Genomic DNA, 26,973 nt, shown 5'->3' on the forward strand with positions numbered 1-26,973 from the left:
GCTAACGCTCCTTTGCAGACATGATGTGCAGCGATTGATGGTTCGGATTGGTTATGGATGGCTCCGAATGGTGCGCTTTCCTTATCATGGCCCGCTTTTCGAATAATATCCCGACAAGGCCGCCCGGCCAGCAACATTTGTATACGGAAGTAAAGACCGGTATATAGCCTCTGCGAGGCGGCGCTACCTATAATAAGGTTAGAAGGCGGCAAGAACAAAACAACCGAAGATTCGACAATGATCGCTATCACCAAAATGGGAGGGTCAATCGTGCAAAAAATACGTAAAATCGGGCTGGCGCTGACGCTGATCCTGAGCCTGGGCGTCACGGCCTGCAGCAGCAAAACGGCGGATACCGGATCGGCGGAGCCAAAAGCGGCCGAGCAGCCGGCGGCTTCCAAGGAAGGCGGAGTCATCGAAATTTCGACCGTGCGCGCGCAAGACCCGTATCTGAAGTTTGACGAAGGGGAGAATTTCGACAAAAACGCCGTGTACGACGCGTATGAAAAAGACATCGGCGTCCGCATCAAAAACCAATGGGTCGTCGACGGCACCGTGGACGGGCCGCAGTTCCAGGAAAAGCTGAAGATGGCCATCACCACCAACGACATTCCCGATTTCTTCCCGGCGACCCCGGCTCAAGTGCAGCAGCTGATCGAGGCGGACATGATCCAGGATCTGACGAGCGTATACGATCAATACGCCAGCGACGAAACGAAGGAGTTCATGCAAAAGGACGGCGGGCTGCAGATGAAGTCCGGCACCTTCGACGGCAAGCTGATGGCGATCCCGCAGACGGGCAACCCGTTTGCTCCGCAGCTCGTATGGGTGCGTTCGGACTGGCTCAAGAAGCTGAACCTGCCCGAGCCGAAGACGATGCAGGATTTGATGAACATCATGGAAGCTTTCGCGACCAAAGATCCGGGCGGTACGGGAAAAGCCTACGGCATCGCCTTGAACAAAAAATTCGACGAGGGTGCGCTGGGACTGGTCGGTTTCCTGAACGGCTACCATGCGTATTTGAACCAATGGATCGACGACGGAAACGGCGGATTGATGTACAGCGACATCCAGCCCGAGATGAAGGAAGCGCTGCGCGGCCTGCAGGACATGTTCAAAAAAGGCTTGATCGATCCGGAATTCGCCGTCAAGGACATGCAAAAAGAGTCCGAACTGATTTTCAGCAACAAAATCGGCGTGCTGTACGGCGCGGAATGGACGCCGGCCCATCTGGCCCAAGGCGCCGTCAAAGACGGGAAAGTCGTTCAGGGATGGAGCGTATACCGCTTACCTTCCATTGACGGCACGGAAGCTTCCACGCAGATCGAGCTTGGCACGAACAGCTATTACGTCGTATCCAAAAAGGCCAAACATCCGGAAGCGCTGATCAAGCTGCTGAATCAGTGGATCGCTATAGACAATCATCAAACGACTCCGGAGCAAAAGGTGTATGAATTTGGTAAAGATCTGAAGGAAAAAGGAAACAACTACTGGCTGCTGAATCCGGTCATGGCGTTCAACCTGACGAGCGACAACGGCGACGTGCTGCCGAAAGCGATCGAAACGAAGGATGCCGGCTTGCCGAAAACGAAGGACCAAAAAACGCGCTTCGAGCGCGCGATGAAATACGTCAACGGCGAAGATATCAGCATGTGGTGGGAATACCTGATCTCCGGACCTAAAGGAGCGGTATCGAACATCCCTTACCTCAAGGAGCATAACCTCTTCCACCAGAACAAGTTTTACGGCGCGCCGACGCCGACGATGGTGGAAAAACGGGAAATTTTGAACCGCAAGCGCGACGAAATTTTCTTGAAAATCATCATGAACCAGGTATCGATTGACGAATTCGACAAGTTCGTCGACGAGTGGAAAAAGCTTGGCGGCGATGACATCACGAAAGAAGTCAACGAATGGTACGCGAAAAACAAGTAATCGGCTTGAAAGCTTGAAGGAGTCAATCAATTCGACAACGACGACGGTAACATCATTCGCGGGGAATCGGAAATCGATTCCCCCCTTTTTCTAATTCGACTTGAAGCAGGTGACGCATGTATGAATCAACTCGCACGCAGATGGAAGCGCGAATGGCCGCTGCATTTCATGGTGGTTCCCGCATTGATTTTCCTTGTCCTATTCAGTTACATCCCGATGGCCGGCATTCTGATGGCATTTCAGAAATATATCCCGACCAAAGGCTTGTTCGGCTCTCCGATGGTTGGCCTTAAGCATTTTAAATATTTGCTGGATTATCCGGATATCGGCCGGATCGTGTTTAATACCCTGTATATCGCGACGATGAAAATCATCGCTGGGCTTGTCGTGCCGATCACGATCGCGATTTTGCTGAACGAGCTGCGCCAGGAATGGATGAAACGCACGTTCCAAACGATGGTCTATTTGCCGCATTTTTTGTCCTGGGTCCTGCTGAGCGGGATCATCATCGACGTGTTGTCCCCGTCGACGGGCATTATCAATCAAATTTTGGGGCTGTTCGGCGCCAAGCCGATTTTTTTCCTCGGGGACAACAAATGGTTTCCTTACGTGATGGTCATTACCGATGTGTGGAAGGAGTTCGGCTTCGGCACGATCATTTACCTGGCGGCGCTGACGAACATCAATCCGTCGCTTTATGAAGCAGCCGAAATCGACGGGGCGGGACGCTGGAAACAGACCATAAACGTCACGCTGCCCGGCATGATGCCGATCATCATACTGATGCTGACGCTGAATATCGGCAACGTGCTGAACGCAGGTTTCGATCAAATTTTCAATCTGTACAGCCCGCAAGTATACGAAAGCGGGGACGTGATCGACACCTTCGTGTACCGGATGGGTATCGAGCAGGCGCAGTACGGGTTTGCGACCGCCGTCGGACTGCTCAAATCGGTCGTGTCCTTCATTTTGATTTCGGTATCCTACATCATGGCGTATCGTTTTGCCAATTACCGCATTTTCTAGCAAAGGAGAACGGTCAACCTTATGAAAAAGTCATTGGGCAGACGGCTGTTTCTTGGCTGCAACTTCGTGTTTCTCGCGGTGCTGTCGCTGATGTGCCTTATGCCGATCATCCACATTTTGTCGATTTCGTTCAGTTCGGGTTCGGCCGCATCGGCCGGGAAAGTATTGCTTTGGCCCGTGGAATTTACGCCGGCCGCTTACCAAAACGTGTTCGGCAAACCCGAGTATTTGCGCGCGTTTTGGGTCACCATTCAGCGGGTCGTGCTTGGGACTTCGATCAGCATGTTCCTGACCATCCTTACCGCATATCCGTTATCCAAAGAAAAGCATCAGTTCGGCATGCGCACCTTTTACGCGTGGGTGTTCGTCTTTACGATCCTGTTCAACGGGGGCCTCATTCCCTGGTACATGACGATCAAAGCCGTCGGCCTGATCGATTCGATCTGGGCGCTGGTGCTGCCGGGCGCGGTGCAGGTGTTTAATATCATTTTGCTGCTGAATTTCTACCGCAATCTGCCGAAGGAACTGGAGGAGTCGTCCAGGATCGACGGCGCGGGCCACTTCACGACGCTGTGGAAAATCTATGCGCCGCTGTCGCTTCCCGCACTGGCCACCACCGGGCTGTTCACGATCGTCTGGCATTGGAACAGCTGGTTCGACGGCATGATTCTGATGAATCATCCCGATCATTATCCGCTGCAAACTTTTTTGCAATCGATTATCATTAAAATGGATCTCCGCTTTTTGAAGTCGCAGGACATCGAATTGATGCAGAAGCTGTCCGACCGGACGAGCAAAGCCGCGCAAATTTTTGTGGCCGCTTTTCCGATCCTGATCATTTATCCGATCCTTCAACGGTTTTTTATTAAAGGAATTGTGATGGGGAGTGTCAAAGAATAATAGTTCCGGGATCATCTCAGGAACGGGGGAACGACCATGAAACTGTTATTCCGGATGAAAGACTCTTCGATTTTTATGAAAATGATGGCGGTGTTCCTGAGCGTTCTGCTCCCCCTGATGATGATTACGTGGTTCATCAACGAGCGGGGAGCAAGCAGCATTCAGACGGAAATATCCCGTTCGACCTTGAATACGGCCAGCTTTTACCTCGATTCGCTTGATAAAGAGGTTGAGCGCATCATGCAGTATTTGCCGAATTACGTCATGGATAACGATTTGATGGAGCTTGCGGCGATCGGGACGGACATGACGGATTATGAGCGGGCCCAAAGCATCACGCTGATCCAAAAGCGGCTCGACCTGATGAAAAACTCAAGTCCGTTCATTCAAGAGGCCAAGGCTTACGTCCCGAAAATCGGGCGAACGCTGCTCAGCGTGAAATACGAGACGGTGATCGATGAAGCCGAATACGCGGCGATGCAGCATGACGGGCCTTTCTACGACGATCCGTTCGTCTACTGGAACGACCGCCTGTTCCTGACGATGTCCTACCCGACGAATACGTTCAAGGATCCTTTGTACATGGTAGGAATCGAATTGTCCACGCGCAAAATCAAGGAGGCGCTGCAGCAAATCACCGGATCGCTCAGCGGCGAAAGCATGCTGCTGAATGCGGGGCAGGGGTTTCTGATCGGCAGCAGCGACAAGACGGAACTGCAGGATGAGCTCAAAGACTTTATTGCCAAAAAGCAGGCGCAAGGCAAACAGCAGGGTTATGAGAGGGTCCGATTCGGAGACGGACGTTATCTTACCGTATTCAAGTACTCCGACGTATGGAAGTCTTATTCCGTCACATGCATCCCGGAGTCGGCCGTTTTGGGGCCGATCCAGACTTACAAACGCTGGTTTTTATGGGCATGCGGCCTTGCGGTCGCGGCTGGGGCGTTTTTCTCCTATTCGCTCATGAAGCTGATGTACCGCCCGCTGATGCGTCTGATCCACGGCTTCAAACGGGTGCAAAAGCTGGAGCTCCTGCCGCTGTCGATCGATCGGAGGCGCGACGAGTTCGGTTATTTGTACCAAGCCTTTAACGACACGGTCCACTCGCTGAAGACGCTGATCGAGCAAAATTACGAGCAGCGGATTCGAAGCCAGCGCTCCGAGCTGAAGCGGCTGCAGTCGCAGATCAACCCTCATTTTTTGTACAACTGTTTTTTTGTGTTATGCAGATTGATCAAGTCCGATAAAAAGGAGAAAGCTTACCAATTTTGTCTCTATATCGGTGAATATTTCCAGTTTATTACGAGAAATGATGAAGATATTATTCCGTTCGAACTGGAGATCAAGCATTCAAGAACTTACGTTGAGATGCAGTCGGTCTGCTACGGCGACCGGATTCAGGTTCGGTTCGAAGTAGAGCCGCTGCCGCTGCAGGTGCCGCGCCTGATCCTTCAGCCGATCATCGAAAATGCCTACAAGCATGGTTTCGGCGGGATGGCTGGAAGAGGGGACCTTCGGATTTGCAGCGTGCGGAGGACGGACCGGTTCACGATCTGCGTCGAGGATAACGGCAACAGCCTGGACGACGACAAGCTGGAGCAGCTGCGGCTCCGGCTTGCCCATGCCGGTGACCGGATCGAAGAAACGACGGGGCTGATCAACGTGCATCGGCGAATTCAGCTTCATTACGGAAGGGAATACGGGCTTGAAGTTTCACGATCATCGCTGGGCGGACTGAAAGTGCTTATACATCTTGGAATGGAATAGGGAGGTATCGGTGATGCGCAGGCTTCTTATCGTGGATGATTTGCCGATTATCGTTGACGGGCTGCTGGAATTGTTTCAAACGACGGAGCATTTGGAGCTTGAGGTACTGAAAGCGTATTCGGGAGAAGAAGCGCTTCAGGTGATGCGGGAGCGGCCGGTCGATATCGTCATTTCGGACATTAAAATGCCCGGGCTGGAAGGCATCGAGCTGCTGCAGTTCATTCAGGCCGATTGGCCTTCCTGCAAGGTCATCTTCCTGACGGGATACAACGATTTTCATTATATCCGGAGCGCGATGGCTTACGGCGGTTTCGACTATATTTTGAAGGTGGAAAGCGACGACAAGATCATCGCCTCCGTGGAGCGTGCCCTCGAAAAGCTGGAGGAGGAGCGGAACCAGCTCCGGATGCTGGAGCGGGCCAACAGGCGGATGCGCGAGGCGCTCCCCCTTCTTCAGAAGGAGTATATATGGGAGCTGCTTCAAGGCAAGCAGGAGACGCCTGCCGAGCTGGCGCGCCATTTTGAGGAGCTGGGTATTTTGCTGCGGGTGGACCGGCCCGTGCTGCTGCTGCTTGGGAGGGTGGATACGTGGAAGGAATCATATACGCCGATGGACAAAGCGCTGCTGCTTTACGGCGTCCAAAACATAGCGGAGGAATACGCGGGCGCCGGCATGAAATGCTACTCCGGCGTATACGAAAATTCCCGCATCATTTGGCTGCTGCAGCCCTGGGAGGGAGACGACGCGAAGCAGGAGGCATGGAAAGCGGGCTGCGACCATGTCGGCGGCATGCTGGAGGCGATTCAGCAAACCTGTCAGCGGCTGCTGCGCGTGTCGGTATCTTTTGCGATCAGCAGCGAGCCGACCGGGCTGACCGCCATTTCGGAACGGTTCCATTTGTTGAAATATTGTTTTGTGCACGGGCTTGGACTGTCGCCTGCCGTCATCGTGACCGATAAGGATCTGCTTAAGCTGCCGAACGGAGAAGAAGAAAAAAACGACTACTGCCATCACGCCCGGCTGCAGCTGCTTCAGCGGTGCCTGGAGAACAAACACCGGGAAGAGTTCAATAAGCTGTATTTGCATCTGACGTCCATCTGGACCGACGACGCGCAGGTTTACGGGCGAAAAATGGAGCTGTACCATTCGCTCGCGGCCATTTTTTTGTCGATTATGGAGCAGAACGAGGATTTCAGGCAGGATGCATCCAAAAACATGGATACGATGCTCCTGTACCAAAAGGACGAGGGCATCTCCTGGCCGGACGTGAAGCAGTATTTTTGGAGCTTGGCCGACTGCTATTTTGCCAAACATGCACGGCAAGGGGAACAGGTGCCAAGCGACCTGGTCAAAAGAGTGCACCGTTTCATCGAGGAGCATTTGGCCCGCGACATATCGCTGATCGCGATCGCCGAGCACGTCGGGCTCAACCCTTCCTATCTCTCGCGGTTGTATAAGCAGCTGACCGGGATTGGTTTATCCGATTACATCAATGAATACCGGAACCTGAAAGCCAAGGAACGGCTGCTGAACAGCACGATGAAAGTAGGGGATATCGCGGCGGAGCTCGGATACAATTCGGCGCTCGCGTTCATCCGCTTTTTCAAGAAGCAGAACCAGGCGACCCCCCAGGAATACCGTCTGCAGCGCCAAGCCAAGGAAGTCAACAATAGTATATGAATGTACGGAAATGTCTCTTTCGGGCCTTCCGCCGCGTGGCGTACAATCAGGGCAGCATAAGCGACATATCGAGGAGGAACCGAAAGTGAAGACATTAACAGCCGTATTGCTTGGAGCCGGCAGCAGGGGACGGTATATTTACGGCCCTTATGCCGAGAAGCACCCGGAAGAATTAAAAATCGTGGCGGTCGCGGAGCCCCAGGAGGAGCGCCGGCGGCAAATCGCGGCAATCCACGGCATCGCGCCCGAAAACGTCCATTCGTCGTGGGAGCGGGTATTCGAACAAGGGCGGATCGCCGATGTCATGATCATCAGTACGCTGGATCATATGCATTTCGTGCCGGCCATGAAGGCGCTGGAGCTGGGATATCATATATTGCTGGAGAAGCCGATGTCGCCCGTGCCCGAGGAGTGCGTCCGGATCGAGCAGGAGGCGATCGCCCGTAAGCGGGTGCTGACCGTCAGCCACGTGCTGCGTTATTCGCCGTTCTGGTCGGGAATCAAACGCTGCATCGAGTCGGGGGAAATCGGCGGCATCGCGACGATCCAGCATGCGGAATTCGTAGGCTACCGTCACATGACGCACAGCTACGTGCGGGGCAACTGGCGGAATTCGGCGGAGACGAGCCCGATGATTTTGGCCAAGTCCTGCCATGACCTCGATATCATCTCCTGGCTGATGGACCGGCCGTGCGCAAGCGTCAGCTCCTTCGGCTCGCTGCTGCATTTTCGGAAGGAGCATGCGCCCGCAGGTTCGACGGACAGATGCACGGACGGCTGCCAGGCGGAACGGGATTGCCCGTTTTCGGCGCTCAAGCTGTACAATCAGCCGCCCGAACATCCTTGGGCGCGATATATTACGCATGACCTGTCTCCCGAAGGGATTATGGCGGCATTAAAGGAGGGGCCTTTCGGGCGCTGCGTCTACCGCTGCGACAACAATGTGGTCGATCATCAAGTCGTCAACATGGAGTTTGCCGGCGGGGCGAACGCAACGTTCACGCTGTCGGGCTTTACCGAAAGGGAGGTTCGCAGCGTGCGGGTTATGGGCACGAAAGGCGAAATCTACGGCGATATGGAGGAAGGAACGTATACGCTGCGCCGCTTTGCAACGGGGGAAACGATCGAATTTCATTGCGGCGTTTCCGGCGACGGACACGGCGGCGGGGACGAGCGGATGGTCGCGGATTTCCTTCATCAGGTGAGGGAGCACGGAAACGGCGCCGGTTCGGGGCTGACTTCGGCGACCGCTTCGCTGCAAAGCCATTTGATCGCTTTTGCCGCGGAGGAATCGCGCCTTCAGGAAGGGAAGTCCGTCAAATTGACGGAGCTGGCCCGGCGGGTGGCGACCGTTCATCCTTAAAACGTTCAAATCCCGTCTACAAAATTTTAAGGAAACTTGAAGGTTATTTTCATCTAATTTTAAGAAAGGGTTTCTATAATAAATGCATACCCCTTTTATAAATATATTGCTTGTGCCCCGGAGTCCGCTGCTCCGGGGCATGTTTTTGTCTGCCGGAGCAAAAAAAAGCGGGCCTTCAACCAAATTGAAGGCCCGTTTCCATTTTTATTGCAATTCCGGCATGCACGCCTTATTCGCCAAGTTCTTTGCCCATTCCCTTCAGGAAGCGCAGACCGAAGCCGATAGCCCGGTTTACGTCGGGATCCTTCAAAGCGCTCATCAGGGAGAAGACCGTCACTTTTTTATCCTGCGGCTTGCCGGCTTCTTCCAGACCTTTCGCCACGCTGCCGAGCAGCTTGGCGGTCTGGTCCGGGTCGATCTGAGCCAGGGCCCCGGCCGCCGCCATCCCGTTGTTGATCATGTTGGTCACTTCGGGACGTTTCAATTGATGCAGGGCGATTTCGGCGACCTTGGCTTTCGCTTTCAGGAGCGCTTCCGCCGCCTCCAGCACGCCGCTGCCGTACAGCTCGCTCAGGACGTCGATCGCCTTGTCGATCGCCTGCTCATGCTCCGCAAGGGAGTCCTTCAGCTGGTTTAGCGATTGCTGTTTGATTTCTTCTTCGGTTAACGCCTTTTTCTTGATAAACGATATAGGTTCAGCCATTCATCTTCCCCCCTTCCTTAGTCCACAAGAGAAACATAATCCGGACGGTTCCATTTGCGGTGCACTTCGACGCCGTTTTGCGGATGCCGTTTTTTGTTGCGCGGATTGCTGAGCGGCAGCGGGCTTGCTCCCTTGACGTTCAGCACCTGCATCCGGACTCTCGCCTGCTTGTAAGCCGGCGTATGCGTGCGGACATCGACCGCGCCGCCCGTCAACAGGTTGACCGCCGTTTCATGGCTCGTCGAGTGCATCGGCACGTACACTTCGTTGCGGTGCACCCGGTCGGTGACGAGCGCCTTCAGCTTGATCGCGCCGTACGGCGATTCGAGCCGCACCAGCGTGCCGCTTTCGACGCCGCGCTCCGCGGCAAGCTCCGGCGAAATTTCGACAAACACCTCCGGCAGCTTCAAATTGATGCCGTGCGATTTGTTCGTCAGGTTGCCTTCGTGGAATTGCTCCAGCAGGCGGCCGTTGTTCAGCACAAGATCGTATTCGGCCGGGAATTCCACCGGCGGGATGTAATCCACGAGCGAGAAACGCGCTTTTTTATCCGGGAAATAAAATCCGTCGGTGTACAGAAGCGGCGTGTCTTCGCCTGTCGACGAGCCCCAGGTGAAGCTGCCCCAGCCTTCGAGCACGTCGTAGCTGGCTTTTGCGAAAAACGGCGTCAGGCTGGCCATTTCCGCGAAAATTTCGCTCGGGTGGCTGTAACCCCAGTCGAAGCCGAGGCGTTTGGCGATTTGCGTCGTGATCCACCAGTCCGGCTTCGCGTCGCCGAGCGGCTCAAGCACCTGGTACAGCCGCTGCACGCGGCGTTCGGTATTCGTGAAGGTGCCGTCCTTCTCCAGGGAAGGGGTGGCAGGCAGAATGACATCGGCAAACTGGGCGGTTTGGGACAGGAACACGTCCTGCACGACAAAAAAGTCGAGCTTGCTGAGGAGATCCTGCACATGGTTTGCGTTCGAATCCACCCAAGCCATGTCTTCTCCGACGAGGTACATTCCTTTCAGCTCGCCGCGTTCCACGGCATCAAGCATTTGGATGTTGTCCATGCCCGGCTTCGGCGAAATCTTGACGCCGTAAGCCTGCTCGAAGCGGCCGCGAGCCTCGTCGTTTGATACATGCTGGTAGCCCGGCAGCCATGGCGGGAGCGTGCCCATGTCGCAGGCGCCCTGCACGTTGTTATGGCCGCGGAGCGGATACGCTCCGGCGCCCGGACGCATGAAGTTGCCCGTCGCCAGCAGCAGATTGGAAATCGCCGCCGACGTATGCGATCCGGCGATGTTTTGGGTGACGCCCATCCCCCAGCAGATGGCGGTTCCGTCCGCTTCGTGAATCATGGTCGCGATCTCGATGAGCGTTTCTTTGGAAATGCCGGTTTCCGCTTCCGCGAAATCCAGCGTGAATTTCTCCAGCAGCTGCTTGTATTCGCCGAATTGATGGACATGCTGCTGCACGAACGCTTCATCATGCCAGCCTTGATCGATCATGTATTTCGTGACGGCGCTCAGCCAGACGAAGTCCGTGCCTTGTTTCGGGCGAATGAACAGATCGGAGCGTTCGGCCATTTCATGCTTGCGCAGATCGGCCACGATCAGCTTCTGCCCGTGCAGCTTGTGGGCGCGTTTGATCCGCGTCGCCAGCACCGGATGGCCTTCCGCCGGCGCACAGCCGACCAAGATGACCAGTCCGGCCGAAGCGATGTCTTTGATGGACCCGGCATCGCCGCCGATGCCGACGGTGGACATCAGGCCGTCCGAAGCCGGCGACTGGCAGTAGCGGGAGCAGTTGTCGATGTTGTTCGTTTCGAACACCTGGCGGGCCAGCTTCTGAATCACATAGTTTTCTTCGTTTGTGATTTTGGAGGACGAAATGAACCCGAGCGCGTTGGAACCGTATTCTTTTTTAATGCCGCCGAGGCGTTCCGCCACAAGCGCCAGCGCTTCGTCCCAGGTCGCTTCCACAAACGCGTCCCCTTGGCGGATGAGCGGCGTCGTGATGCGCTCTTCGCTGTTCACGAAATCCCAGCCGAATTTGCCTTTGACGCAGGTGGAAATCGCGTTGACCGGCGCGTCGTGGGACGGCTGGACTTTCAGGATTTTCCGCCCTTTGGTCCATACTTCGAACGAGCAGCCGACGCCGCAGAATGTGCATACCGTTTTCGTCTTGCGCGTTCTCGTGTCGCGCATCGCCGCTTCGATTTCGGAGATGGCGAAGATGCCGCTGTATCCCGGCTCCACCTCTTTGACCAGATCGATCATCGGATCGAGGATCGGCTTGTCGATGGCGGTCATGAACCCGGCTTCGCCCAGCATCGATTTTTCCATCAAGGCGTTGCATGGGCAAATCGTGACGCATTGTCCGCAGCTGACGCAGGAGGAGTCGTTGATGGAAACGCCATCATCCCATTTGACGCGCGGAATGTCCGCCTCCCAATCGATCGACAGCGTTTCGTTGACCTGCAGGCTTTGGCAAACCTCGACGCATTGGCCGCAGGCGATGCACTGGTTCGGGTCGTACCGGTAAAACGGGTGGGACATATCGACCTCGGAAGGGTCGACCTTCGGGCGGTAAGGATATTTTTGATGCTCGATTTCCATCATTTCCGCCGTGTTATGCAGCTTGCAGTTGCCGTTGTTGTTGTCGCATACGGTGCAGTAAAGCAAATGGTTTTCGAGAATCCGGTCCATCGCTTCGGTCTGCGCTTCTTTCGCTCTCTGCGAGGAAAGCCGGACGTCCATGCCGTCCGCTGCTTTGGTCGAGCATGCGCGCTTTAACTGGCCGTTGATTTCGACGATGCACGTATCGCATGTTTGAATCGGATCGACCTCGGGAACATAGCAGATTTGAGGGTGCGACAAGCCGGCCAGATTAATGGCTTCAAGCACCGTCATGCCTTGTTTCACTTCGACCTGCTGTCCGTTCAAAGCTATGCTTACCGTTTCTTTGCTCACGAAAATAACCTCTCTTCCCAGCATGATTTTTTTAGGTAACGGAAGACTTCGGGCGCTGTTAAAATGCATACAATACACTTGCGAAATTCAAATCACTGAAATGTCAATGTCGAAAAAAAGTTCCGCAAACAAAAAACTCCACTAAACCCGGTCCGCTAGCTCTGGTGCGGCAGGTTGTAGTGGAGTAACCGATTAGCAATGGCCTACTAAACTGATCATTCCGTTATGAAATTAACATGCAATGAAAAAACTCACGTCTCGCCATGATTATACTACTTCCGCCCGAAAAAACAAGGTTGAAATATTCTGTACATTGTCCCTAAGATTTAGTATAGTGTTAAACTTGTGATGAGGTGATTGAGGGATGAAAAAGGAAGTCGCGTTTAACGACATTATCCGGAAAGTCCGGAAAGACACCTTCGGCAAAGGGCCTGAGCGCATTCATACGACGTTCGTCGAAAACATGGCGATCACCCGGATGTACGGAAATTTTACCCCGACGGAAAAGTTTATCGCGCAAACGGCGGAAGGCAAAAAAATGGTGCATAGCGCCAGAACGCATATGATCAAGGAATTGTACAAGGACCAGGTGCCGGAAGGGCTCGAAGAGCTTTGCGGCTCCAAGCTGGTGCATCTCTTCACGGATATCAAGGTCGATGAGGACGTCGCGATTTCCGTGTTTATGTTCGAAAAAAACATTGTGTGAGGATGAGGCCGAATGAACGCTGTGACGAAAGAACAGGGCGGCATCATCCGCTACGAGCAGGGGCGCGCAACGGAAAAATCCGATCTCGTCGTCGCCGAGCACCCCGTAACGATCAAAATCAACGGCGAAGAATTCGCCACGCTCGTTTGCACGCCCGAATACATTGAGGATATGGCGGTCGGTTATCTGGCGTCGGAAGGCGTCATTGCCGGCATCGACGAGTTGCAGGATTTGTGGGTGCAGGAGGAGGAAGGTTTCGTCCACGCCACCGTCAGCCGGTGGAGCCCGCTTCATAGGCAGCTTTACAGCAAAAGGTACGTTACGTCATGCTGCGGCGCCAGCCGGCAGGGCTTCGTGTTTTTTAACGACGCGAAGACGGCCAAACGGCTGCACGACGCTCCGGTCGAGCTTTCGTTTGACGACGTTTTCAGGCTGGTGCGCCGGCTGCAGGAAAGCTCGGAAACGTTCAGCCGGACCGGCGGCGTCCATAACGCGGCATTATGCGACAGGCAGGGCATTTTGCTGAACCGGATGGATATCGGGCGGCATAACGCGCTGGATAAAATCTATGGCCACTGCCTGAAACGAAACATCCCCGTGAACGATAAAATCATCGTGTTCAGCGGGCGGATTTCCTCGGAAATTTTGCTGAAGGTCGCCAAAATCGGCTGCGGCGTCATTTTGTCCAAATCGGCGCCGACGCAGCTGGCGCTGGAGCTGGCGGAGAATTTGGGCATAACGGCGGTCGGCTTCGTTCGCGGACAGTCATGCAACGTGTATACGCATCCGCGGCGCATCATCGAATGCCGGCAGATGTTGAATCAACATGCGGCAGAGGCGGAGCGGCCGGAATTGTAATTCCGTCATTTTCGGCTGCCTTTGGCACGAGAAATGGAGTGAGAAATCATGGAAACCAGTGATTATTTCAAACGTGCGCTTCGGGACCTGCGGATTTCCGTGACGGACCGCTGCAATTTCCGGTGCCGTTATTGCATGCCGGAGGAGATTTTCGGCAAGGATTATCCGTTCCTGTCCCGGGACTCCGTGCTTTCGGTCGACGAAACGGTAAGGATCGCCAGGATTTTCGCCCGGCTGGGCGTGCGGAAAATGCGGATTACCGGGGGAGAGCCGATCCTGCGCAAGGAACTGCCGGAGATCGTTGCCGGCATAGCCGAAATCGAAGGGGTAGAGGATATCGCCTTGACGACAAACGGGAGCCTTCTTGCCAAGCAGGCCGCGAAACTGCGCGAGGCCGGATTGATGCGGGTGGCGGTCAGCCTTGACGCTTTGGACGATGATACCTTCATGAAAATGAACGGCGGCAAAGCGAACGTGCGTCAGGTGCTTGAAGGCATCGACGCGGCCGCCGAAGCGGGCTTGTCCGTGAAGGTGAACATGGTGGTGCAAAAAGGCGTCAACGAGCATGCCCTGCTGCCGATGGTCCGCTATTTCCGCGAAAAAGGCCATATTTTGCGCATGATCGAATATATGGACGTCGGCAACACCAACGGCTGGGATTGGAAACACGTCATCAGCAAAAAAGAGATGCTGGAGCGGATCGGCGCCGAATTTCCGCTGGAGTCCGCCGCCCCCAATTACACGGGAGAGGTGGCTTCGCGCTACCGCTTTGCGGACGGCAAAGGCGAAATCGGGATCATTTCCTCGGTCAGCGAGGCGTTCTGCCAGACCTGCACGAGAGGCCGGTTGTCGGCGGACGGCATGTTTTATACATGCCTGTTTGCGACAAAGGGGCATGATCTGCGGACGCTGCTGCGCTCCGACGCTTCCGATGACGATATCGTCCGGCGGATCGGATCGATTTGGGAAGGCCGCCACGACCGGTATTCCCTGGAGCGCGAAGAGGCAAGGGGGAAGACGGACGGGGCGAAAGTGGAGATGTCCCGGATCGGCGGCTAAAAAAGCTTGCAAGACAAAAAATCTTGAAGTTCACATTGTTGACAAAAATAAATCGTATGGTTATCATGTGTTATGTGTTAGCGAATGAAGGGGCTGTAGGCGTTGCAGCCGCTTTATTTGACGGTATGAACGTGTGATTGATGCTCCTATAGGAAACGGGTAGGAGAATTAACCGGCACAAATCTTTCTTTTCGGTTCTGGCGGAAAGAAGGGTTCGTGGCGGTTTTTTTGGTTTTGTCGGAATGATTTTTGCCGTAACCGTTTTCACGAAAGCTAATTAACGAAATGGTATGGAGGAATGCAGTATGTCGTTTTACACACCGCAGCAAATAAAGGAGATCGCAGCCGAAACCGGGGAAAAGAAGGCAAAACTTCCCGTTACCTCGGTGTTGATCCTTGGATTTTTGGCCGGGGCGTTTATTGCGCTCGGATTTTTGCTCGATATTCGCGTCATCGGCACGGCGCCGAAAGAATGGGGATCGTTTGCGGGATTTTTGGGAGCCGCGGTTTTCCCGGTGGGGCTGATCTTGACCGTGCTCGCAGGAGGGGAGCTATTGACAGGCAATATGATGACGCTGCCCGTCGCTTGGTTTTCGCGTAAAATCGGATTCGGCCCCGTGCTGAAAAATTGGATCCTCGCCACGATCGCCAACTTTGCCGGCGCGGTGTTCGTCGCTTACTTTTTCGGACATATCGTCGGCCTGACCGAAGGCGCTTTTCTTGCCAAAACGGTGGCCATCGCCACCGGCAAAGTGCATGACAGCTTCGGGCAAGCGTTCGTGTCCGCCATCGGCTGCAACTGGCTCGTATGCCTTGCGGTGTGGCTCGCCTATGGCGCGAAAGATTTTGCCGGCAAAATCGCAGGCATCTGGTTCCCGGTCATGGCTTTCGTCGCCATCGGCTTTCAGCACGTCGTCGCCAACATGTTCGTCATTCCGGCCGCGATTTTTGCCGGACAAATGACATGGAGCCAATATTTCCCGAACTTTGCGGCCGTCTTCCTCGGCAATCTGGTCGGAGGCATCGTCTTCGTGGCCGGGGCTTATTTTGTCGCTTACCGCCAGCCTGCAGGCGTCCAATCCGTGCAGGGCGCTCAAAAATCGGCGTAAAGAGACTGCACGTTCGTTTTCAAGGTTTGGATAAACTTCAGCACCGCCATTACAGCCGGTTCGTCCTTGCTCTGCAGCAGGGACAGATCCCGGCTGATTTTCGTTCCTTTGATCGGGACCTCCTTCAACTCGCCGCTTTCGAGCTCCTTTCGGACCACCCAGCGCGACAAAAGGGCGATGCCGAGGCCGCAGGCCGCCGCCTCCTTGACGCCTTGGCTGCTGTTGAACACGAAGCTGCGTTTGACGGCAAGGCCTCCTTCCTGGATGAGCCTGTCGCTGTAGGCGCGCGTGCCGGATCCCGTCTCCCGCATCACCCATACCTGATTCTGAAGCCGGGCGAAATCGACGTTTTTTTCGGAAGCGATCGGATGGTCCGGCGCCGCGATCAGCACCATCTCGTCTTTCATGAACGCGGTCACCTTCAGGTCCTTGGCTTCGACATTCCCTTCGACCAGGCCGATGTGGAATTTTCCGGCGCGAATATCCTGCAAAATGTTGTCCGTGTTGCTGATATGGACCTGGACATCCACAAGCGGGTACTGCTGCGCGTATTCCGCAAGCACCCTCGGCAGAATGTATTCGCCGATCGTAAAGCTTGCCCCCATAAACAAAGCTCCCGTCACTTCGTCCCGCAGCATATGGATATCTTCCTTCGCTTCCTCGTACAAAGCCAAAATCTGCTGCGCCTTGCCGAATAAAATTTCTCCGGCCTCGGTTAATTTGACGAGCTTCGGGGAACGGTGCATCAGCTTGGTTCCAAGCTCGTTTTCCAGGTTGCGGATATGCAGGCTGACCCCCGGCTGGGACAAGTTCAGCAGTTTGGCGGCCTGCGAGAAGTTCCTCTGCTCAGCCACCGTCACAAACACTTTTAATGTATCGGTAATCATTGCGATGTTCCTCCAGTATGGTTCGGGAAGATGGTCATCCCTACCTATTGATCGTCTTTACCGTCTACCCAAAACAGGTCGTCCAACGTCCGGTTCAGGGCATAACAAATATCCAGGCATAATTTCAATGAAGGATTGTAGGCGCCTTTTTCGATCAGGCTGATCGTTTGGCGGGTGACACCCGTTTTGTCCGCCAGCTGCTGCTGGGTCAAATCCGCTTGGACGCGTGCCATTTTCACCTTGTTCACCAATAAGCATCGATACCTCCTTTCATTAAATCGTAATATATACTTTACATTTTGCAATATATAAATTGCATTCTCGGGTCAAGACTTTGCAAAATCCGCAGGTATAAATTTCATTCTAGAAATAAACGATACATAACAGTTCCGCAATATCCCAATGATAAGTTTTCCTCATGATAGGGATAGCAAATCGGTATTTCCCTTCCTCGCCGGCCGACTTTATAGTGAGCGTATAAGAAGAACACCGAGTGAAAACAAAGGGGATGGCAATGCCATGATTTCAAGGGAATCTGCGGCTCCGCGCAGAAAAAGGAACACGAACGCATTTATGTTGGGGATCGGCCTGACGCTCATTTTATCTTTGCTCGCCAAAGGGCTGTCGCTGCTTCCGTTTTTGAGCATTATGGGTCAGCTGGTTCTGGCCATTATTCTCGGCATGGTCTACAAGGCGGCGGTCGGCGTGCCGGAATCGATTATGCCGGGAGTAGGCTTTTCCAACAAAAAGCTGCTTCGCTTCGGCATCATCCTGCTGGGGATGCGGCTGAATTTGGTGGATATCGTCCATGCCGGGCCCAGGGTCATATTGATTGCCGCGATAAATATTACGGTAACGATTTTCGTTGTATACGGACTGGCGAGGCTGTTTAAAGTGGACCGTCCGCTGGCGCTTTTGACGGCATGCGGGACGGCCATTTGCGGCGCCGCCGCGGTTGTGGCCATCGCGCCGCTAATCAAAGCGAGGGAGCAGGAAACGGCCGTCGGCGCGGCGACCGTCGCGATCCTCGGCACGCTGTTTACGCTCGTTTACGTCGGCTTGTACCCGTTTCTCGGGTTGACGCCTTCGGCATACGGAGCGTTTGCGGGAGGCACGCTGCACGAGGTGGCGCATGCGATCGCGGCGGCGGCGCCCGGCGGCAAGGAAGCGGAGGACATGTCCGTCATCGTCAAGCTGACGCGGGTTGCGCTTCTGGTTCCCGTCTCGCTGTGTGTCGGTTATTGGGCTAGCCGCAAGCAGGAAGGGACGGCACAAAAAAGCAAAATCCAAATTCCGTGGTTCGTGCTCGGGTTCCTGCTGATGAGCGGCGTCAATTCGCTTGGCGTCATCCCGCATGCCGTGACCGCGCAAATCATTAACCTCGCTTACATCCTGATCGCGATGGCGATGGCGGGGCTCGGTCTGAACGTGGACTTTGCGTTTTTCCGCCGCAACGGGGTAAAACCTTTCGCGGCCGGCGTATTGGGGTCCATCTTGCTCGCCTGCCTAGGTTTTCTGCTTGTCCATGCGCTGGGTTTCATATAAGTCAAAACATCGGCAAACGCGAAAAACGGCCTCCGTTACGTTATGGGGCCGTTTTTCGTATTCTCTCTGCCCTAGCCTTTTTTCAAGCAGTCTCGTCCGTGCCTCATTCCGTCTCGTCCCCGTCAAACCCGTTGATCAGGTCGGTTCCATGCATATCCTCGATGGTCGCCACAGGGTCGATCGGGCTGTCCTTCTGGATGTCGTCCGCGTCCGGCACGTCTTCCAATTCGGTATATTCTTCGCCGATTTCGTCCGAAGCAGGCCCGACCGATGGCTCGGGAGGCGTATTGCGGCGGCCGCCAAGCTCGGGGCTCATGTCCGAGCGGACATAAAATGCCGCATCGGCCGGATCGGGCTCGCTGGTGATGCTTTGCACCGTTTCGGCGTTCACCTCGCGGAGATCCGCGTCAGGCAGGCCGTCTTCCACGGGATGTTCCCCCGCGTTTTGATAACGTTCATAGGTCCAGTCCGCTTCGGATTTGTATTTGTCAGGCATTCGGGTACCGCCTCCTTTTCATGAAAGATGCCGTAAAACGCAATCTGAAATCGTATTTATCCTTTTGCGGTTCATATTTACCCTTACCCGAAACAAGGGGAAATAAACCTGGGGGAGTAAAGGCAAAAGCTCCCGTGTTCAGCGTAAATCCAAGTATTTCGAATTCAAGAAATTGCGTAAAATACCAGAATCGAACATAATAAACCCAAGAGATTTTTAGGAAATTTCGGCGAATATTGTCGGTCTGCCTCTAACATTCACATCTTTTGGGGTGTCCTATGAAAAATTCGATCATCAAAGCGCTCCTCATCCCGATCCTGGCCATCCCGGTTTTGTTCGGATGCCTCCCGCATTCCGTCTTGGCGGCTTCAGCCGCCGAAGCGGAGGTTGTCCAGTGGGGCTGGGAGTTTAAATGGAGCATGCCGGCCACCGCCCAAGAAAACGAAGGAGGAGGCTGGCAGCGCCTCGATTCCTTGCGAAAACTTCCGGACAGGCGGCTCGAAGTCAACGAGGCGTGGTACCGGACAATCGTGCCCGACCTTCCTTCCGAGGCTTCGGCGCTGCTCCTGAAAAAGGTGTACGGCGAGCGCATCGCGGTTTACCTGGACGAGCGGAAAGTCTATGAGCAGAGCCGAGGTTACATGTACGACGTTAGTAAAATTTTGCTTCCGTTAAGCCCGGACGACGAAGGGAAAACATTGCGCGTTCAGATCGTGTCGGAGAAGGAACGCGACCGGATCGGCATCGGGGGGGAGGTTCTTGCCGGCGACTATCCGACGCTGCTGAAACAATATGTAAAATCGAATCTTGACGATTTGATCCTGGGCAGCTCTATGGTTTTTCTCGGCGTCATGATGCTGATTCCCGCCTTGTTCATGCGCAAAAGCCACTTGGCCAGCTGGCTCGCTTTAACGGCGGTGCTGACGTCGACCGGCATTTTAATATTGACGTACTCCCCGCTTTTGTACGGCCTGTTCAACCGGTACGGGCAGTGGTTTTTGGTTATGTTCGACGCGGCGCTTCTGACGCTGCTGCCTTCGACGACGTTTTTCTTTGAAAAAACGGTCGGTGCGGGATACAGGCAGCTGATCCGGCATTTTCGTAAATTCCAGGTTTTTTATTCGGCGTTTTGCCTCATTCTTCTGACGATCAACGTTTCGCTGCACGACCGCATCATCGGCATATACGACCTGTTTTCGGTCAAAATGCTCGGCTACCTGATCATTGCCCAGGTCCTTTTGCTGATCGCGAGCTCCGTCTATTATGCCGTCAAAGGAAACCGGAACGCTTTGATTTTTACGCTAGGATTTGCCGTGTTCGGCTTGACCGTGCTGGTTGAAATGACATGTTATTTAGCCAGCGGCGGAAAATACGAGCTTTTTTGGTGGAAATGGGGCGTGCTCGGATTTGCCGTTGCGCTGATTGCCGCGCTCGGCCATCAATTCGCGGAAAACCACAAGCAGATTCTCGTCTATTCGAAGGAATTGGAAAGATTCAACACCGAGCTGCAGCGGTCGGAAAAAATGGAGATCATCAGCGAGCTTGCGGCATCCGTTGCGCATGAGGTCCGCAATCCGCTGCAGGTCACGCGCGGGTTCCTCCAGCTGCTTCAGAAAAAGTCCGCCAGCAAGGAAAGGGAATATCTTGAACTCGCGTTGGAAGAGCTTGACCGGGCTTCGGGCATCATCACCGATTTCCTTACTTTTGCCAAGCCGGAAATCGAACAGGTGCAGCTGCTGGACCTGGCCGAAGAGTTCCGGCATATCGAAGGCATTCTGAATCCGCTGGCCAACTTCAACGGCAGCAAAATCACGTCGGATATTCCGCCGGGTCTATACGTTCAAGGGAATTCCTCCAAGTTCAAGCAGGCATTTATCAATATCGTCAAAAACAGCATCGAGGCGCTGCGCGAGGAAGGGCAGATCCACATTTGGGCTTACGCCCGGGACGGGGAAATCGCCATCCATATCCTCGATAACGGCGAAGGCATGGAACCCGCCGAAATGGCAAGGCTCGGCGAGCCTTATTTCTCCAATAAAACCAAAGGAACCGGTCTGGGGCTGATGGTAACGTTCCGAATCATCGAAGCGATGCAGGGACGAATCGAATTTATGAGCGAAAAGGGGCTGGGGACCGAGGCCGTCGTTCGTTTTCCCGAACCAAGCAGCGAAACGGGACCAACATAAAGCAGCGCAAAAAGACGCCGAGTCGCGAAGGCGTCTTTTTGCGCACTTTAGATGAGCGTTTCGCTGGTACCGCCGCTTCTTAAATCATTCCAAGCCACAAACAAGCTGAGTGCGGCGGCGATCAAAAACAGAATAGCCGAAATCAGGGCGATTTCGTTTCTTTGTCTCGTCGGGATCATGCCCCCGCCGCCTCCAACGCCCCCAACACCTCCGACGCCGCCGCCGATGCTCCGTGTTTTTACCGGTTTCACTTGCTTCACACGCAGACACTCCTTTGGACGCAATGGCATTTGCAAGTATAGTACGTATTGAGCACATTGTAGATTATGTCGGCGGGAAGTTTACCGTTCCGGAATGGGGCGAAAATGTACGGATCAGAGAGCGAAGCCCGGTCTCTTTACGCGAAAGAGCCCGGGCTTCGCTGCCGGTTAGGATTCAGGCCTTGCCAAGCACGAAGCTGACGATAAGGATGACCAGGACGATGGACGTAATGATGACGTACAGTTTGTCGCCTTCACGCGCGAACACCCAAATCGAAATCGCGACGCGCAGCACCGGCGTAAGGATCAGAAGCATCAATCCTACCGTAATGACGGCATAGGGTTTGAATTGGATCAACCCGCCGAAGATATCATGCAGATTATGCGGATAAAATTCTCCCGGGTAGCCGCTTTCGCCCCGGACAAAAAGCAGGATGAGGCCAAGGATAATGACGCAGGCGCTGATGATGACGCCGACCCGAAGCCAGCGGCTGACGGCAAGCTCGACGTCCTGAATTTCGCTGTTTTCGTTCATGCTACAGCCCCACTCCTTCATAAATCATTTGAAACGCCACATAAAGAAGAACCGGGATAAACAGCATGCGGATCGTTTTGCTTTTCAGCCGCTGCATGATTTGCGCCCCGATGGTCGCCCCGGCCAAAACCCCAAGCGCGACCGGACCGGCGATATGCGGATCGATGTCCCCGCGCAGCAAATAAACGCCCGCGCTGGCCGCCGCGGTGACCCCCATCATGAAGTTGCTGGTCGCGGTGGACACCTTCAGCGGCAGCTTCATGAATACGTCCATCGCCATCACTTTGAAGCTGCCGCTGCCGATTCCGAGCAGTCCGGACACGATGCCCGCGCCGTACATGACGCCGAAACCTCCGTACACGTTTCCTACATTATAAGAGATCTGCTGCTGGGCCGCTTTATCGTAGTAGCTGCCCGCCAGCTTCAATTTGGCGGCGGCGGGATGCATACTGACCTGCTCCTGCTGCGCGCCTTTTTTCCTTTTGATCATATTCACCGCCGAATAGACAAGCAAAAGACCGAAAATGATATAAAGCAGATTGGGGGCGATCAATCCTCCGATAAAAGCCCCGGTAATCGCGCCGACCGTGGTGGCGATTTCCAAAAACATGCCGACGCGAAGATTGGTGATCCGGTCGCGTATATAAGCGATCGCCGAACCGCTCGACGTCGCGATAACGGAGATGATGCTGGCGCCGATCGCGTGTTCGATGCTGACGCCGAACAGCAGCGTCAAGGCCGGGGTCACGATGATGCCTCCTCCCAGCCCCAAAACGGATCCGACGATGCCGGCCAAAACGGAGATCAGAAGGATTTCCAATGAAAACATGACCAAGGGTAGACACCTTCCTCTCGATAATAGTGAATCCGATTGCTTTTCACTCCGCAATGCTTGTAAACTGGGAGTAGATTGATTGACAACCGATTCGATTCCCGGTTTATTATACAACGATTGTAAAATAATTTATATACAATCGGTCAATTTTATTTTTATTTAATTTACATTGTAAAGATTAGCGCATCCGATGGATATGCGTTGATCATAAGAAAGAGGGGAAGGCAGATGCGGTTTAAACATTTGGACGAAAAGGACGAGATGATCCTGAAACATTTGCTCGACAACGGCAGACTGAGCCACGCGGAGCTCGGCAGGCTTGTCAATCTGACGCGTGCAGCCGTGCGCGAGCGGGTAAACCACTTGATGGAGCAAGGGATCATCGACAAATTTACGGTGACGGTCAATCCGATCAAAGCCGGGAAAAACATGTCCGTTTACTTTAACATCGACGTGGAATGGAGCCTGCTGGAGAGCGTCGCCGAGCAGCTTTTGAGCGATGAGGAGATCACCAGCGTATACCAGATGAGCGGCGGCCCCCACCTGCATGTCCATGCCTTGATGGACGACCAGGAGCATGTCGAGCGATACCTTGCGAGACTTCGAAAGCTGGAAGGCATCACGGGCGTCCACAGTGAATTTTTGATCAAACGTTTCAAGGAAAGGGAAGGTCTCCTGATCTGATTCCTTTTGCCTACAGTATGTCCGCATCGGCCGCGCCGTACCCGAAGAAAGCCGCCGTTTCCCAAAAAGGACGCAATCGAAAGGAGCCATGCATGGTGGCAGAAGCGGAAGACGATATCGATTTGCGGCGTGAACCGGGGAACATCGAGGCGTGGGAAAAGGATCAAAAGCAGGTTTGCTTCTGGGAGAAACTGAGCGGGCTGCAAAGAGCAGAATTTTGGAAAGGCTGCGGCCAAAAAAACATGGCCCTGGACGATACGGATCGTTAAGGGCCATGCGGTTTGGAATTATTGTTTGGGTTCCTCGCCTTCGCCGGACCAGCGGTTCAGCTGTTGATCCGAAGGCAGCAGGAAGGTCAGGACGCCGAGAAGCGGCAAAAAGCTGCAAATGGCCATGACGGTGTTGACGCCGGCAAGGTCGATCCATTTGCCGAGCACCAACGCCCCAAGACCCCCCAAACCGAAAGCCAGGCCGGTAATGAGGCCGGAGACGGTGCCGATTTTGCCCGGAAACAGCATCTGGGCATACACGACGGTGACCGAAAAGCTCGAAAAGACGATCAAGCCGAGCAGCGCAAGCAGGATGCCGACGCCCCACAGCCCGACATGAGGCAGCAGCAAGGCGAGCGGAGCGGCCAGGACCATGGAAGCGAAAATGACGTTTCGTTTGCCGATCCGATCCGCGACGGGACCGCCGAAAAAGGTGCCTACGGCTCCGGCGCCGAGAAACAGGAAAATGAAAATTTGGGCGTCGTCGACGCTGAGTCCGAAATGATCGATCAAATAAAACGGAAAAAAGGTGCTGATCGAGGAGCTGTACCAGGACCGGACGAAAACGAGCACGACGAGCATGACGATCGCAAACCGGACCTTGGAGCGAACCTCGGGCTTCAGCTGCCGGGCTTGGGCTTTTTTCTTGACCTGGGCTCCGCTTCGCAGTTTGTTGCCGTACCATCTGGCGATGTAAAGCTGAACGGCGATACCCGCCCCGGCAACGAGGGTGAACCAGATCGAACCGAAAAGTCCAAGCGGAATAAAAATCCACATCGTCAGCATCGGAGCGAGCGACTGCCCCGCGTTTCCTCCGACTTGGAAGATGGATTGGGCCAATCCTCTGCGCGTGCCCGAAGCCATGTGGGCGACCCTGGATCCTTCGGGATGGAACGCCGCCGAGCCGAGTCCGACAAACACGACCGCCAGCAGCACTGCGGGGTACGAGTGGGCGAACGCGAGAAGGAGCATGCCCGTGAACGTAAATCCCATCCCGATCGGCAGCAGCGCCGGCTTCGGCTTGCGGTCCGCGAACCAGCCGACCACCGGCTGCATGATGGAAGACGTAAAGTTTATGGCAAAGGAAATCCAGCCGATCTGCGTATAGTTCAAATGCATCGAGGAACGCAAAATCGGAAAGATCGCCGGGATAACCGACTGAATCGAATCATTGAACAAATGAACGAGACTGACCGCAATCAGGATGCGGAAGACGGTAGCGCCGGCAAGGGGCTGCCGTCCTTTTTGCGGCGCGGCGGTTTGAACGGTGGGAATGGACATGTTGGCCTCCTGATCTCATCGAATGGTTAAGGTGATTATATGACAAAAAAAGGGTATGCGTATACCCTTTTTACCAGACTAATTTCGGGGGCTCCCCGCAAAGCACCTGATTCAGCTTCGAAGCCAAATGCCCCACTTTGCCGGTTATTTTATAATGACCCCGCCAAAAGGGAGGATTTCGCGCAAAATCCGTTTAAAAAGATTGTCCTGATCCATTTCTTCCCGCAAACGGCTTGCCGTGGGGCCCGCATGAAAAAGCACCGTGCCGACGCCCGTCATTTTCCAATGGTAATTCATATGCTGGCTGGCCAGCGTGTTGCCGTAGACGGTCAATTCCAGTTTGGCGTTTTCGGGATAGGCGAAGAGGCTGCGGGCGTCCACGTAAAGGGGCTCGGAGGGATGAAGCTCGGCTTCGTAGACGGCGCCTTCCGTCAGTAGCCCGACGGTGCCCGCGCCCGAAAATTTCATTTTGACCGCATCTTTCGTGATCAGCATGTTTTTGATATGCAAAATCCGCGACTGCATTTCGATCCCCGAGCTGTAAAAGAAAATATTGCGGAAGTCGTACAGCAAATCGCTGCCCTCCCGAAGCTCCACGGTTTTGACGGCAAACCCGGAAGGCAGGGCGGCGGTAAACTCGCATGGCCCGCAGAAATCCGCCTGAATCAGCTTCTTTTTGCGGTACATGCCCTTCATGTTCATCAAACGGTCGCTGCGGCCGTCGGAAGGCCCCCGGTACGTAATGATTTGCTCGGGATGAAGAAAATGCACGGTCTCGCCCGGGTTTAGCGAAAAATCGACGGCTTGGCCGATTCCGCCTCCGGACTCCCGAATGTCGATATTCAAAAACCTTTCCCCTTTCTGGCTCGAAAATAACGCTAACGCCGCAATTTGCGGTTGGAGCGCCGCATGAAAAACCGCAGCACGCGGATCCCGATAAAATAACCGGCCACCAGCAAAACGACGGCGATCAGCATATTTTTGAATTTGCGGGCTTTGGCGTCCTTGCTGTCGCTTTCATCCTTCAATTGGTTTACCGTTTGGGCCAGCTCGCGGTTTTGCTCCAAAAGCTTCGCATTTTGTTCCTCGTACGCTTTTGCGCTTTGCTTGGCCCGGTCGAGCTCGTCCAACGTCTGCTCGTAGCTTTTCTTCAGCTCGTTCACTTCGCCGGGCAGCCCGGAAAACTTCTCCACGCCATTATAAAAGTCCTCAAAATAGTTTGCGCTTGCGGCGGACCCGGCCGGAAACGGGGCACAGGCAAGGCAAAAAAAGATTACGGCCGTACGCAGCAAAGCGGCGTCCATCCGCCACTGTCGTTTTTTCATCATTACACCACCTGATGCATAAAATGGAACAAGCCCGGTTGTTTCGCTTTCGCCTCCGGACGTTTATATCGTTTCTAGGGGTTCTGCTCATCTCCGCGATTACGGCTGTACGAAGCTTGTACATGTTTGCACATAGACAGCGGACGTCCTCCAAGGAGCGCAGGCGCTGCGAGAACGCCGGGACGAAAGATTACGCAAAACGTTAAGGAGTGGATTAGCTATGGAAAAAGAACATCAATACAAAAAAATGCTCATCACGGTCAACGGAAAACCGGTCGGCAGGGAACTGTGGATCGACAAAATCACCTACGCGAAGGCAACGATGCATGAACAACCCGAAAAACCTTGCAGTCAGGGGCCTGAGACAGCCTGAGCGCCGCGTCATGCGACAGCCTGATCCGACCTTTTTTTCATCATATCATATCCGTACGTAAAAGTCCGAAATCCGGTGGGTTTCGGGCTTTTTTGCCGTTTTTGCGGAATTGGGCCGAAAGTGTGAAGTTTGCTGCGCATCCGCTAAAATTATATTTTTATTTCAACCCATAATTACACATTTCGACATTTATTTTTGTGTAGTTCTTATATACTATAATGGGTATTGGGTAGGTC

The 26,973-nt window shown here is 54.2% G+C and carries 26 protein-coding genes; 15 read left to right on the forward strand and 11 right to left on the reverse strand.

Going from position 1 to position 26,973, the window contains the following annotated elements:
* Positions 1–255 precede the first annotated feature (255 nt).
* The 6 genes from GQY55_RS20510 (at position 256) to GQY55_RS20535 (ending at position 8,672) form a co-directional block, all read left to right on the forward strand.
* A complete protein-coding gene (locus tag GQY55_RS20510; protein WP_160043890.1) occupies positions 256–1,935 on the forward strand; it encodes an extracellular solute-binding protein in 1,680 nt (559 codons plus the stop codon).
* Positions 1,936–2,055: 120 nt separating this feature from the next.
* Positions 2,056–2,961, forward strand: coding sequence for an ABC transporter permease (locus GQY55_RS20515; RefSeq protein ID WP_160043746.1), 906 nt, complete (start codon positions 2,056–2,058; stop codon positions 2,959–2,961).
* A gap of 21 nt (positions 2,962–2,982) precedes the next feature.
* Entirely contained in the window at positions 2,983–3,861 is an 879-nt protein-coding gene (locus GQY55_RS20520) for a carbohydrate ABC transporter permease (protein WP_160043747.1), read from the forward strand.
* 36 nt (positions 3,862–3,897) lie between these two features.
* The gene (locus tag GQY55_RS20525; RefSeq protein ID WP_160043748.1) at positions 3,898–5,628 is read left to right on the forward strand and encodes a sensor histidine kinase; all 1,731 of its coding nucleotides are present in this window, start codon (positions 3,898–3,900) and stop codon (positions 5,626–5,628) included.
* Between the two features lie 13 nt (positions 5,629–5,641).
* Positions 5,642–7,309, forward strand: a complete 1,668-nt coding sequence (locus tag GQY55_RS20530; RefSeq protein ID WP_160043749.1) for a response regulator transcription factor — start codon at positions 5,642–5,644, stop codon at positions 7,307–7,309.
* Between the two features lie 85 nt (positions 7,310–7,394).
* Positions 7,395–8,672: a Gfo/Idh/MocA family protein gene (locus GQY55_RS20535; RefSeq protein WP_160043750.1), complete on the forward strand. Its 1,278-nt coding sequence runs from the start codon at positions 7,395–7,397 to the stop codon at positions 8,670–8,672.
* A 229-nt stretch (positions 8,673–8,901) separates the two neighbouring features.
* On the opposite strand, the gene GQY55_RS20540 is transcribed toward GQY55_RS20535, so the two are convergent.
* Positions 8,902–9,375, reverse strand: a complete 474-nt coding sequence (locus GQY55_RS20540) for a DUF1641 domain-containing protein (RefSeq protein ID WP_160043751.1) — start codon at positions 9,373–9,375, stop codon at positions 8,902–8,904.
* A 17-nt stretch (positions 9,376–9,392) separates the two neighbouring features.
* Positions 9,393–12,308 (reverse strand): formate dehydrogenase subunit alpha, encoded by a 2,916-nt coding sequence (fdhF, locus tag GQY55_RS20545; RefSeq protein WP_373309273.1) that lies wholly within the window; start codon positions 12,306–12,308, stop codon positions 9,393–9,395.
* Between the two features lie 385 nt (positions 12,309–12,693).
* Here fdhF and GQY55_RS20550 point away from each other — a divergent pair, with 385 nt between their 5' ends.
* The 4 genes from GQY55_RS20550 to GQY55_RS20565 all read left to right on the forward strand — a co-directional run bounded on the left by GQY55_RS20550 (position 12,694) and on the right by GQY55_RS20565 (position 16,061).
* On the forward strand, positions 12,694–13,035 hold the full coding sequence (locus GQY55_RS20550) for a DUF2294 domain-containing protein (protein ID WP_160043753.1): 342 nt from the start codon (positions 12,694–12,696) through the stop codon (positions 13,033–13,035).
* A gap of 12 nt (positions 13,036–13,047) precedes the next feature.
* The gene (gene fdhD, locus GQY55_RS20555; RefSeq protein ID WP_160043754.1) at positions 13,048–13,893 is read left to right on the forward strand and encodes a formate dehydrogenase accessory sulfurtransferase FdhD; all 846 of its coding nucleotides are present in this window, start codon (positions 13,048–13,050) and stop codon (positions 13,891–13,893) included.
* Positions 13,894–13,941: 48 nt separating this feature from the next.
* Positions 13,942–14,952 (forward strand): GTP 3',8-cyclase MoaA, encoded by a 1,011-nt coding sequence (gene moaA / locus GQY55_RS20560; protein WP_160043755.1) that lies wholly within the window; start codon positions 13,942–13,944, stop codon positions 14,950–14,952.
* A 305-nt stretch (positions 14,953–15,257) separates the two neighbouring features.
* Positions 15,258–16,061 (forward strand): formate/nitrite transporter family protein, encoded by an 804-nt coding sequence (locus tag GQY55_RS20565; RefSeq protein ID WP_160043756.1) that lies wholly within the window; start codon positions 15,258–15,260, stop codon positions 16,059–16,061.
* On the opposite strand, the gene GQY55_RS20570 is transcribed toward GQY55_RS20565, so the two are convergent.
* Both GQY55_RS20570 and GQY55_RS20575 read right to left on the reverse strand, forming a co-directional pair.
* Positions 16,046–16,948 carry a LysR family transcriptional regulator gene (locus GQY55_RS20570; RefSeq protein WP_160043757.1) on the reverse strand — a complete coding sequence of 301 codons (903 nt, stop codon included), beginning with the start codon at positions 16,946–16,948 and terminating at the stop codon, positions 16,046–16,048. The two genes, GQY55_RS20565 and GQY55_RS20570, sit on opposite strands and share 16 nt — an antisense overlap.
* Positions 16,949–16,992: 44 nt before the next feature.
* Positions 16,993–17,181: a helix-turn-helix transcriptional regulator gene (locus tag GQY55_RS20575; protein WP_201452203.1), complete on the reverse strand. Its 189-nt coding sequence runs from the start codon at positions 17,179–17,181 to the stop codon at positions 16,993–16,995.
* Between the two features lie 286 nt (positions 17,182–17,467).
* On the opposite strand from GQY55_RS20575, the gene GQY55_RS20580 reads away from it, so the two are divergent.
* The gene (locus tag GQY55_RS20580) at positions 17,468–18,493 is read left to right on the forward strand and encodes a YeiH family protein (protein ID WP_236575757.1); all 1,026 of its coding nucleotides are present in this window, start codon (positions 17,468–17,470) and stop codon (positions 18,491–18,493) included.
* Positions 18,494–18,596: 103 nt separating this feature from the next.
* On the opposite strand, the gene GQY55_RS20585 is transcribed toward GQY55_RS20580, so the two are convergent.
* Complete coding sequence (locus tag GQY55_RS20585; RefSeq protein ID WP_160043759.1) at positions 18,597–18,989, reverse strand: hypothetical protein; 393 nt, start codon at positions 18,987–18,989, stop codon at positions 18,597–18,599.
* Between the two features lie 278 nt (positions 18,990–19,267).
* Here GQY55_RS20585 and GQY55_RS20590 point away from each other — a divergent pair, with 278 nt between their 5' ends.
* Entirely contained in the window at positions 19,268–21,175 is a 1,908-nt protein-coding gene (locus tag GQY55_RS20590; protein WP_160043760.1) for a sensor histidine kinase, read from the forward strand.
* Between the two features lie 47 nt (positions 21,176–21,222).
* Here GQY55_RS20590 and GQY55_RS20595 read toward each other — a convergent pair whose 3' ends face one another.
* The 3 genes from GQY55_RS20595 to GQY55_RS20605 form a co-directional block, all read right to left on the reverse strand.
* A complete protein-coding gene (locus tag GQY55_RS20595) occupies positions 21,223–21,435 on the reverse strand; it encodes a hypothetical protein (protein ID WP_160043761.1) in 213 nt (70 codons plus the stop codon).
* Between the two features lie 175 nt (positions 21,436–21,610).
* Positions 21,611–21,970: a DUF1634 domain-containing protein gene (locus GQY55_RS20600; protein ID WP_160043762.1), complete on the reverse strand. Its 360-nt coding sequence runs from the start codon at positions 21,968–21,970 to the stop codon at positions 21,611–21,613.
* 1 nt (position 21,971) lies between these two features.
* A complete protein-coding gene (locus GQY55_RS20605) occupies positions 21,972–22,799 on the reverse strand; it encodes a sulfite exporter TauE/SafE family protein (protein ID WP_160043763.1) in 828 nt (275 codons plus the stop codon).
* 234 nt (positions 22,800–23,033) lie between these two features.
* Here GQY55_RS20605 and GQY55_RS20610 point away from each other — a divergent pair, with 234 nt between their 5' ends.
* Together GQY55_RS20610 and GQY55_RS20615 are read left to right on the forward strand one after the other, a co-directional pair.
* A complete protein-coding gene (locus GQY55_RS20610) occupies positions 23,034–23,489 on the forward strand; it encodes an Lrp/AsnC family transcriptional regulator (RefSeq protein ID WP_160043764.1) in 456 nt (151 codons plus the stop codon).
* Positions 23,490–23,506: 17 nt separating this feature from the next.
* Positions 23,507–23,758, forward strand: coding sequence for a hypothetical protein (locus tag GQY55_RS20615; RefSeq protein ID WP_236575759.1), 252 nt, complete (start codon positions 23,507–23,509; stop codon positions 23,756–23,758).
* Positions 23,759–23,776: 18 nt separating this feature from the next.
* On the opposite strand, the gene GQY55_RS20620 is transcribed toward GQY55_RS20615, so the two are convergent.
* From GQY55_RS20620 to GQY55_RS20630, 3 genes are all read right to left on the reverse strand, one after another.
* Positions 23,777–25,039: an MFS transporter gene (locus GQY55_RS20620; RefSeq protein WP_160043766.1), complete on the reverse strand. Its 1,263-nt coding sequence runs from the start codon at positions 25,037–25,039 to the stop codon at positions 23,777–23,779.
* A 144-nt stretch (positions 25,040–25,183) separates the two neighbouring features.
* Entirely contained in the window at positions 25,184–25,885 is a 702-nt protein-coding gene (locus tag GQY55_RS20625; protein WP_160043767.1) for an AIM24 family protein, read from the reverse strand.
* Between the two features lie 32 nt (positions 25,886–25,917).
* Positions 25,918–26,364: a hypothetical protein gene (locus GQY55_RS20630; RefSeq protein ID WP_160043768.1), complete on the reverse strand. Its 447-nt coding sequence runs from the start codon at positions 26,362–26,364 to the stop codon at positions 25,918–25,920.
* Positions 26,365–26,584: 220 nt separating this feature from the next.
* On the opposite strand from GQY55_RS20630, the gene GQY55_RS20635 reads away from it, so the two are divergent.
* Positions 26,585–26,737 carry a hypothetical protein gene (locus GQY55_RS20635; protein ID WP_160043769.1) on the forward strand — a complete coding sequence of 51 codons (153 nt, stop codon included), beginning with the start codon at positions 26,585–26,587 and terminating at the stop codon, positions 26,735–26,737.
* The last annotated feature ends 236 nt before the right edge of the window (positions 26,738–26,973 follow it).

The sequence above is a fragment of the Paenibacillus sp. USDA918EY genome, assembly GCF_009870825.1.
GTDB lineage: Bacteria > Bacillota > Bacilli > Paenibacillales > Paenibacillaceae > Paenibacillus_AQ > Paenibacillus_AQ albilobatus.

What these genes read in the sequence shown, in the direction of transcription:
- GQY55_RS20515 (WP_160043746.1), top strand. Translation starts at nt 2,056, where the DNA reads ATGAATCAACTCGCACGCAGATGGAAGCGCGAATGGCCGCTGCATTTC.
- GQY55_RS20605 (WP_160043763.1), bottom strand. Translation starts at nt 22,799, where the DNA reads ATGTTTTCATTGGAAATCCTTCTGATCTCCGTTTTGGCCGGCATCGTC.
- GQY55_RS20620 (WP_160043766.1), bottom strand. Translation starts at nt 25,039, where the DNA reads ATGTCCATTCCCACCGTTCAAACCGCCGCGCCGCAAAAAGGACGGCAG.
- GQY55_RS20525 (WP_160043748.1), top strand. Translation starts at nt 3,898, where the DNA reads ATGAAACTGTTATTCCGGATGAAAGACTCTTCGATTTTTATGAAAATG.
- GQY55_RS20630 (WP_160043768.1), bottom strand. Translation starts at nt 26,364, where the DNA reads ATGAAAAAACGACAGTGGCGGATGGACGCCGCTTTGCTGCGTACGGCC.
- GQY55_RS20610 (WP_160043764.1), top strand. Translation starts at nt 23,034, where the DNA reads ATGCGGTTTAAACATTTGGACGAAAAGGACGAGATGATCCTGAAACAT.
- GQY55_RS20585 (WP_160043759.1), bottom strand. Translation starts at nt 18,989, where the DNA reads ATGCCTGACAAATACAAATCCGAAGCGGACTGGACCTATGAACGTTAT.
- GQY55_RS20600 (WP_160043762.1), bottom strand. Translation starts at nt 21,970, where the DNA reads ATGAACGAAAACAGCGAAATTCAGGACGTCGAGCTTGCCGTCAGCCGC.
- GQY55_RS20550 (WP_160043753.1), top strand. Translation starts at nt 12,694, where the DNA reads ATGAAAAAGGAAGTCGCGTTTAACGACATTATCCGGAAAGTCCGGAAA.
- GQY55_RS20575 (WP_201452203.1), bottom strand. Translation starts at nt 17,181, where the DNA reads ATGGCACGCGTCCAAGCGGATTTGACCCAGCAGCAGCTGGCGGACAAA.
- GQY55_RS20530 (WP_160043749.1), top strand. Translation starts at nt 5,642, where the DNA reads ATGCGCAGGCTTCTTATCGTGGATGATTTGCCGATTATCGTTGACGGG.
- GQY55_RS20565 (WP_160043756.1), top strand. Translation starts at nt 15,258, where the DNA reads ATGTCGTTTTACACACCGCAGCAAATAAAGGAGATCGCAGCCGAAACC.
- GQY55_RS20520 (WP_160043747.1), top strand. Translation starts at nt 2,983, where the DNA reads ATGAAAAAGTCATTGGGCAGACGGCTGTTTCTTGGCTGCAACTTCGTG.
- moaA (WP_160043755.1), top strand. Translation starts at nt 13,942, where the DNA reads ATGGAAACCAGTGATTATTTCAAACGTGCGCTTCGGGACCTGCGGATT.
- GQY55_RS20590 (WP_160043760.1), top strand. Translation starts at nt 19,268, where the DNA reads ATGAAAAATTCGATCATCAAAGCGCTCCTCATCCCGATCCTGGCCATC.
- GQY55_RS20635 (WP_160043769.1), top strand. Translation starts at nt 26,585, where the DNA reads ATGGAAAAAGAACATCAATACAAAAAAATGCTCATCACGGTCAACGGA.
- fdhD (WP_160043754.1), top strand. Translation starts at nt 13,048, where the DNA reads ATGAACGCTGTGACGAAAGAACAGGGCGGCATCATCCGCTACGAGCAG.
- GQY55_RS20510 (WP_160043890.1), top strand. Translation starts at nt 256, where the DNA reads ATGGGAGGGTCAATCGTGCAAAAAATACGTAAAATCGGGCTGGCGCTG.
- GQY55_RS20615 (WP_236575759.1), top strand. Translation starts at nt 23,507, where the DNA reads ATGTCCGCATCGGCCGCGCCGTACCCGAAGAAAGCCGCCGTTTCCCAA.
- GQY55_RS20570 (WP_160043757.1), bottom strand. Translation starts at nt 16,948, where the DNA reads ATGATTACCGATACATTAAAAGTGTTTGTGACGGTGGCTGAGCAGAGG.
- GQY55_RS20540 (WP_160043751.1), bottom strand. Translation starts at nt 9,375, where the DNA reads ATGGCTGAACCTATATCGTTTATCAAGAAAAAGGCGTTAACCGAAGAA.
- GQY55_RS20580 (WP_236575757.1), top strand. Translation starts at nt 17,468, where the DNA reads ATGATTTCAAGGGAATCTGCGGCTCCGCGCAGAAAAAGGAACACGAAC.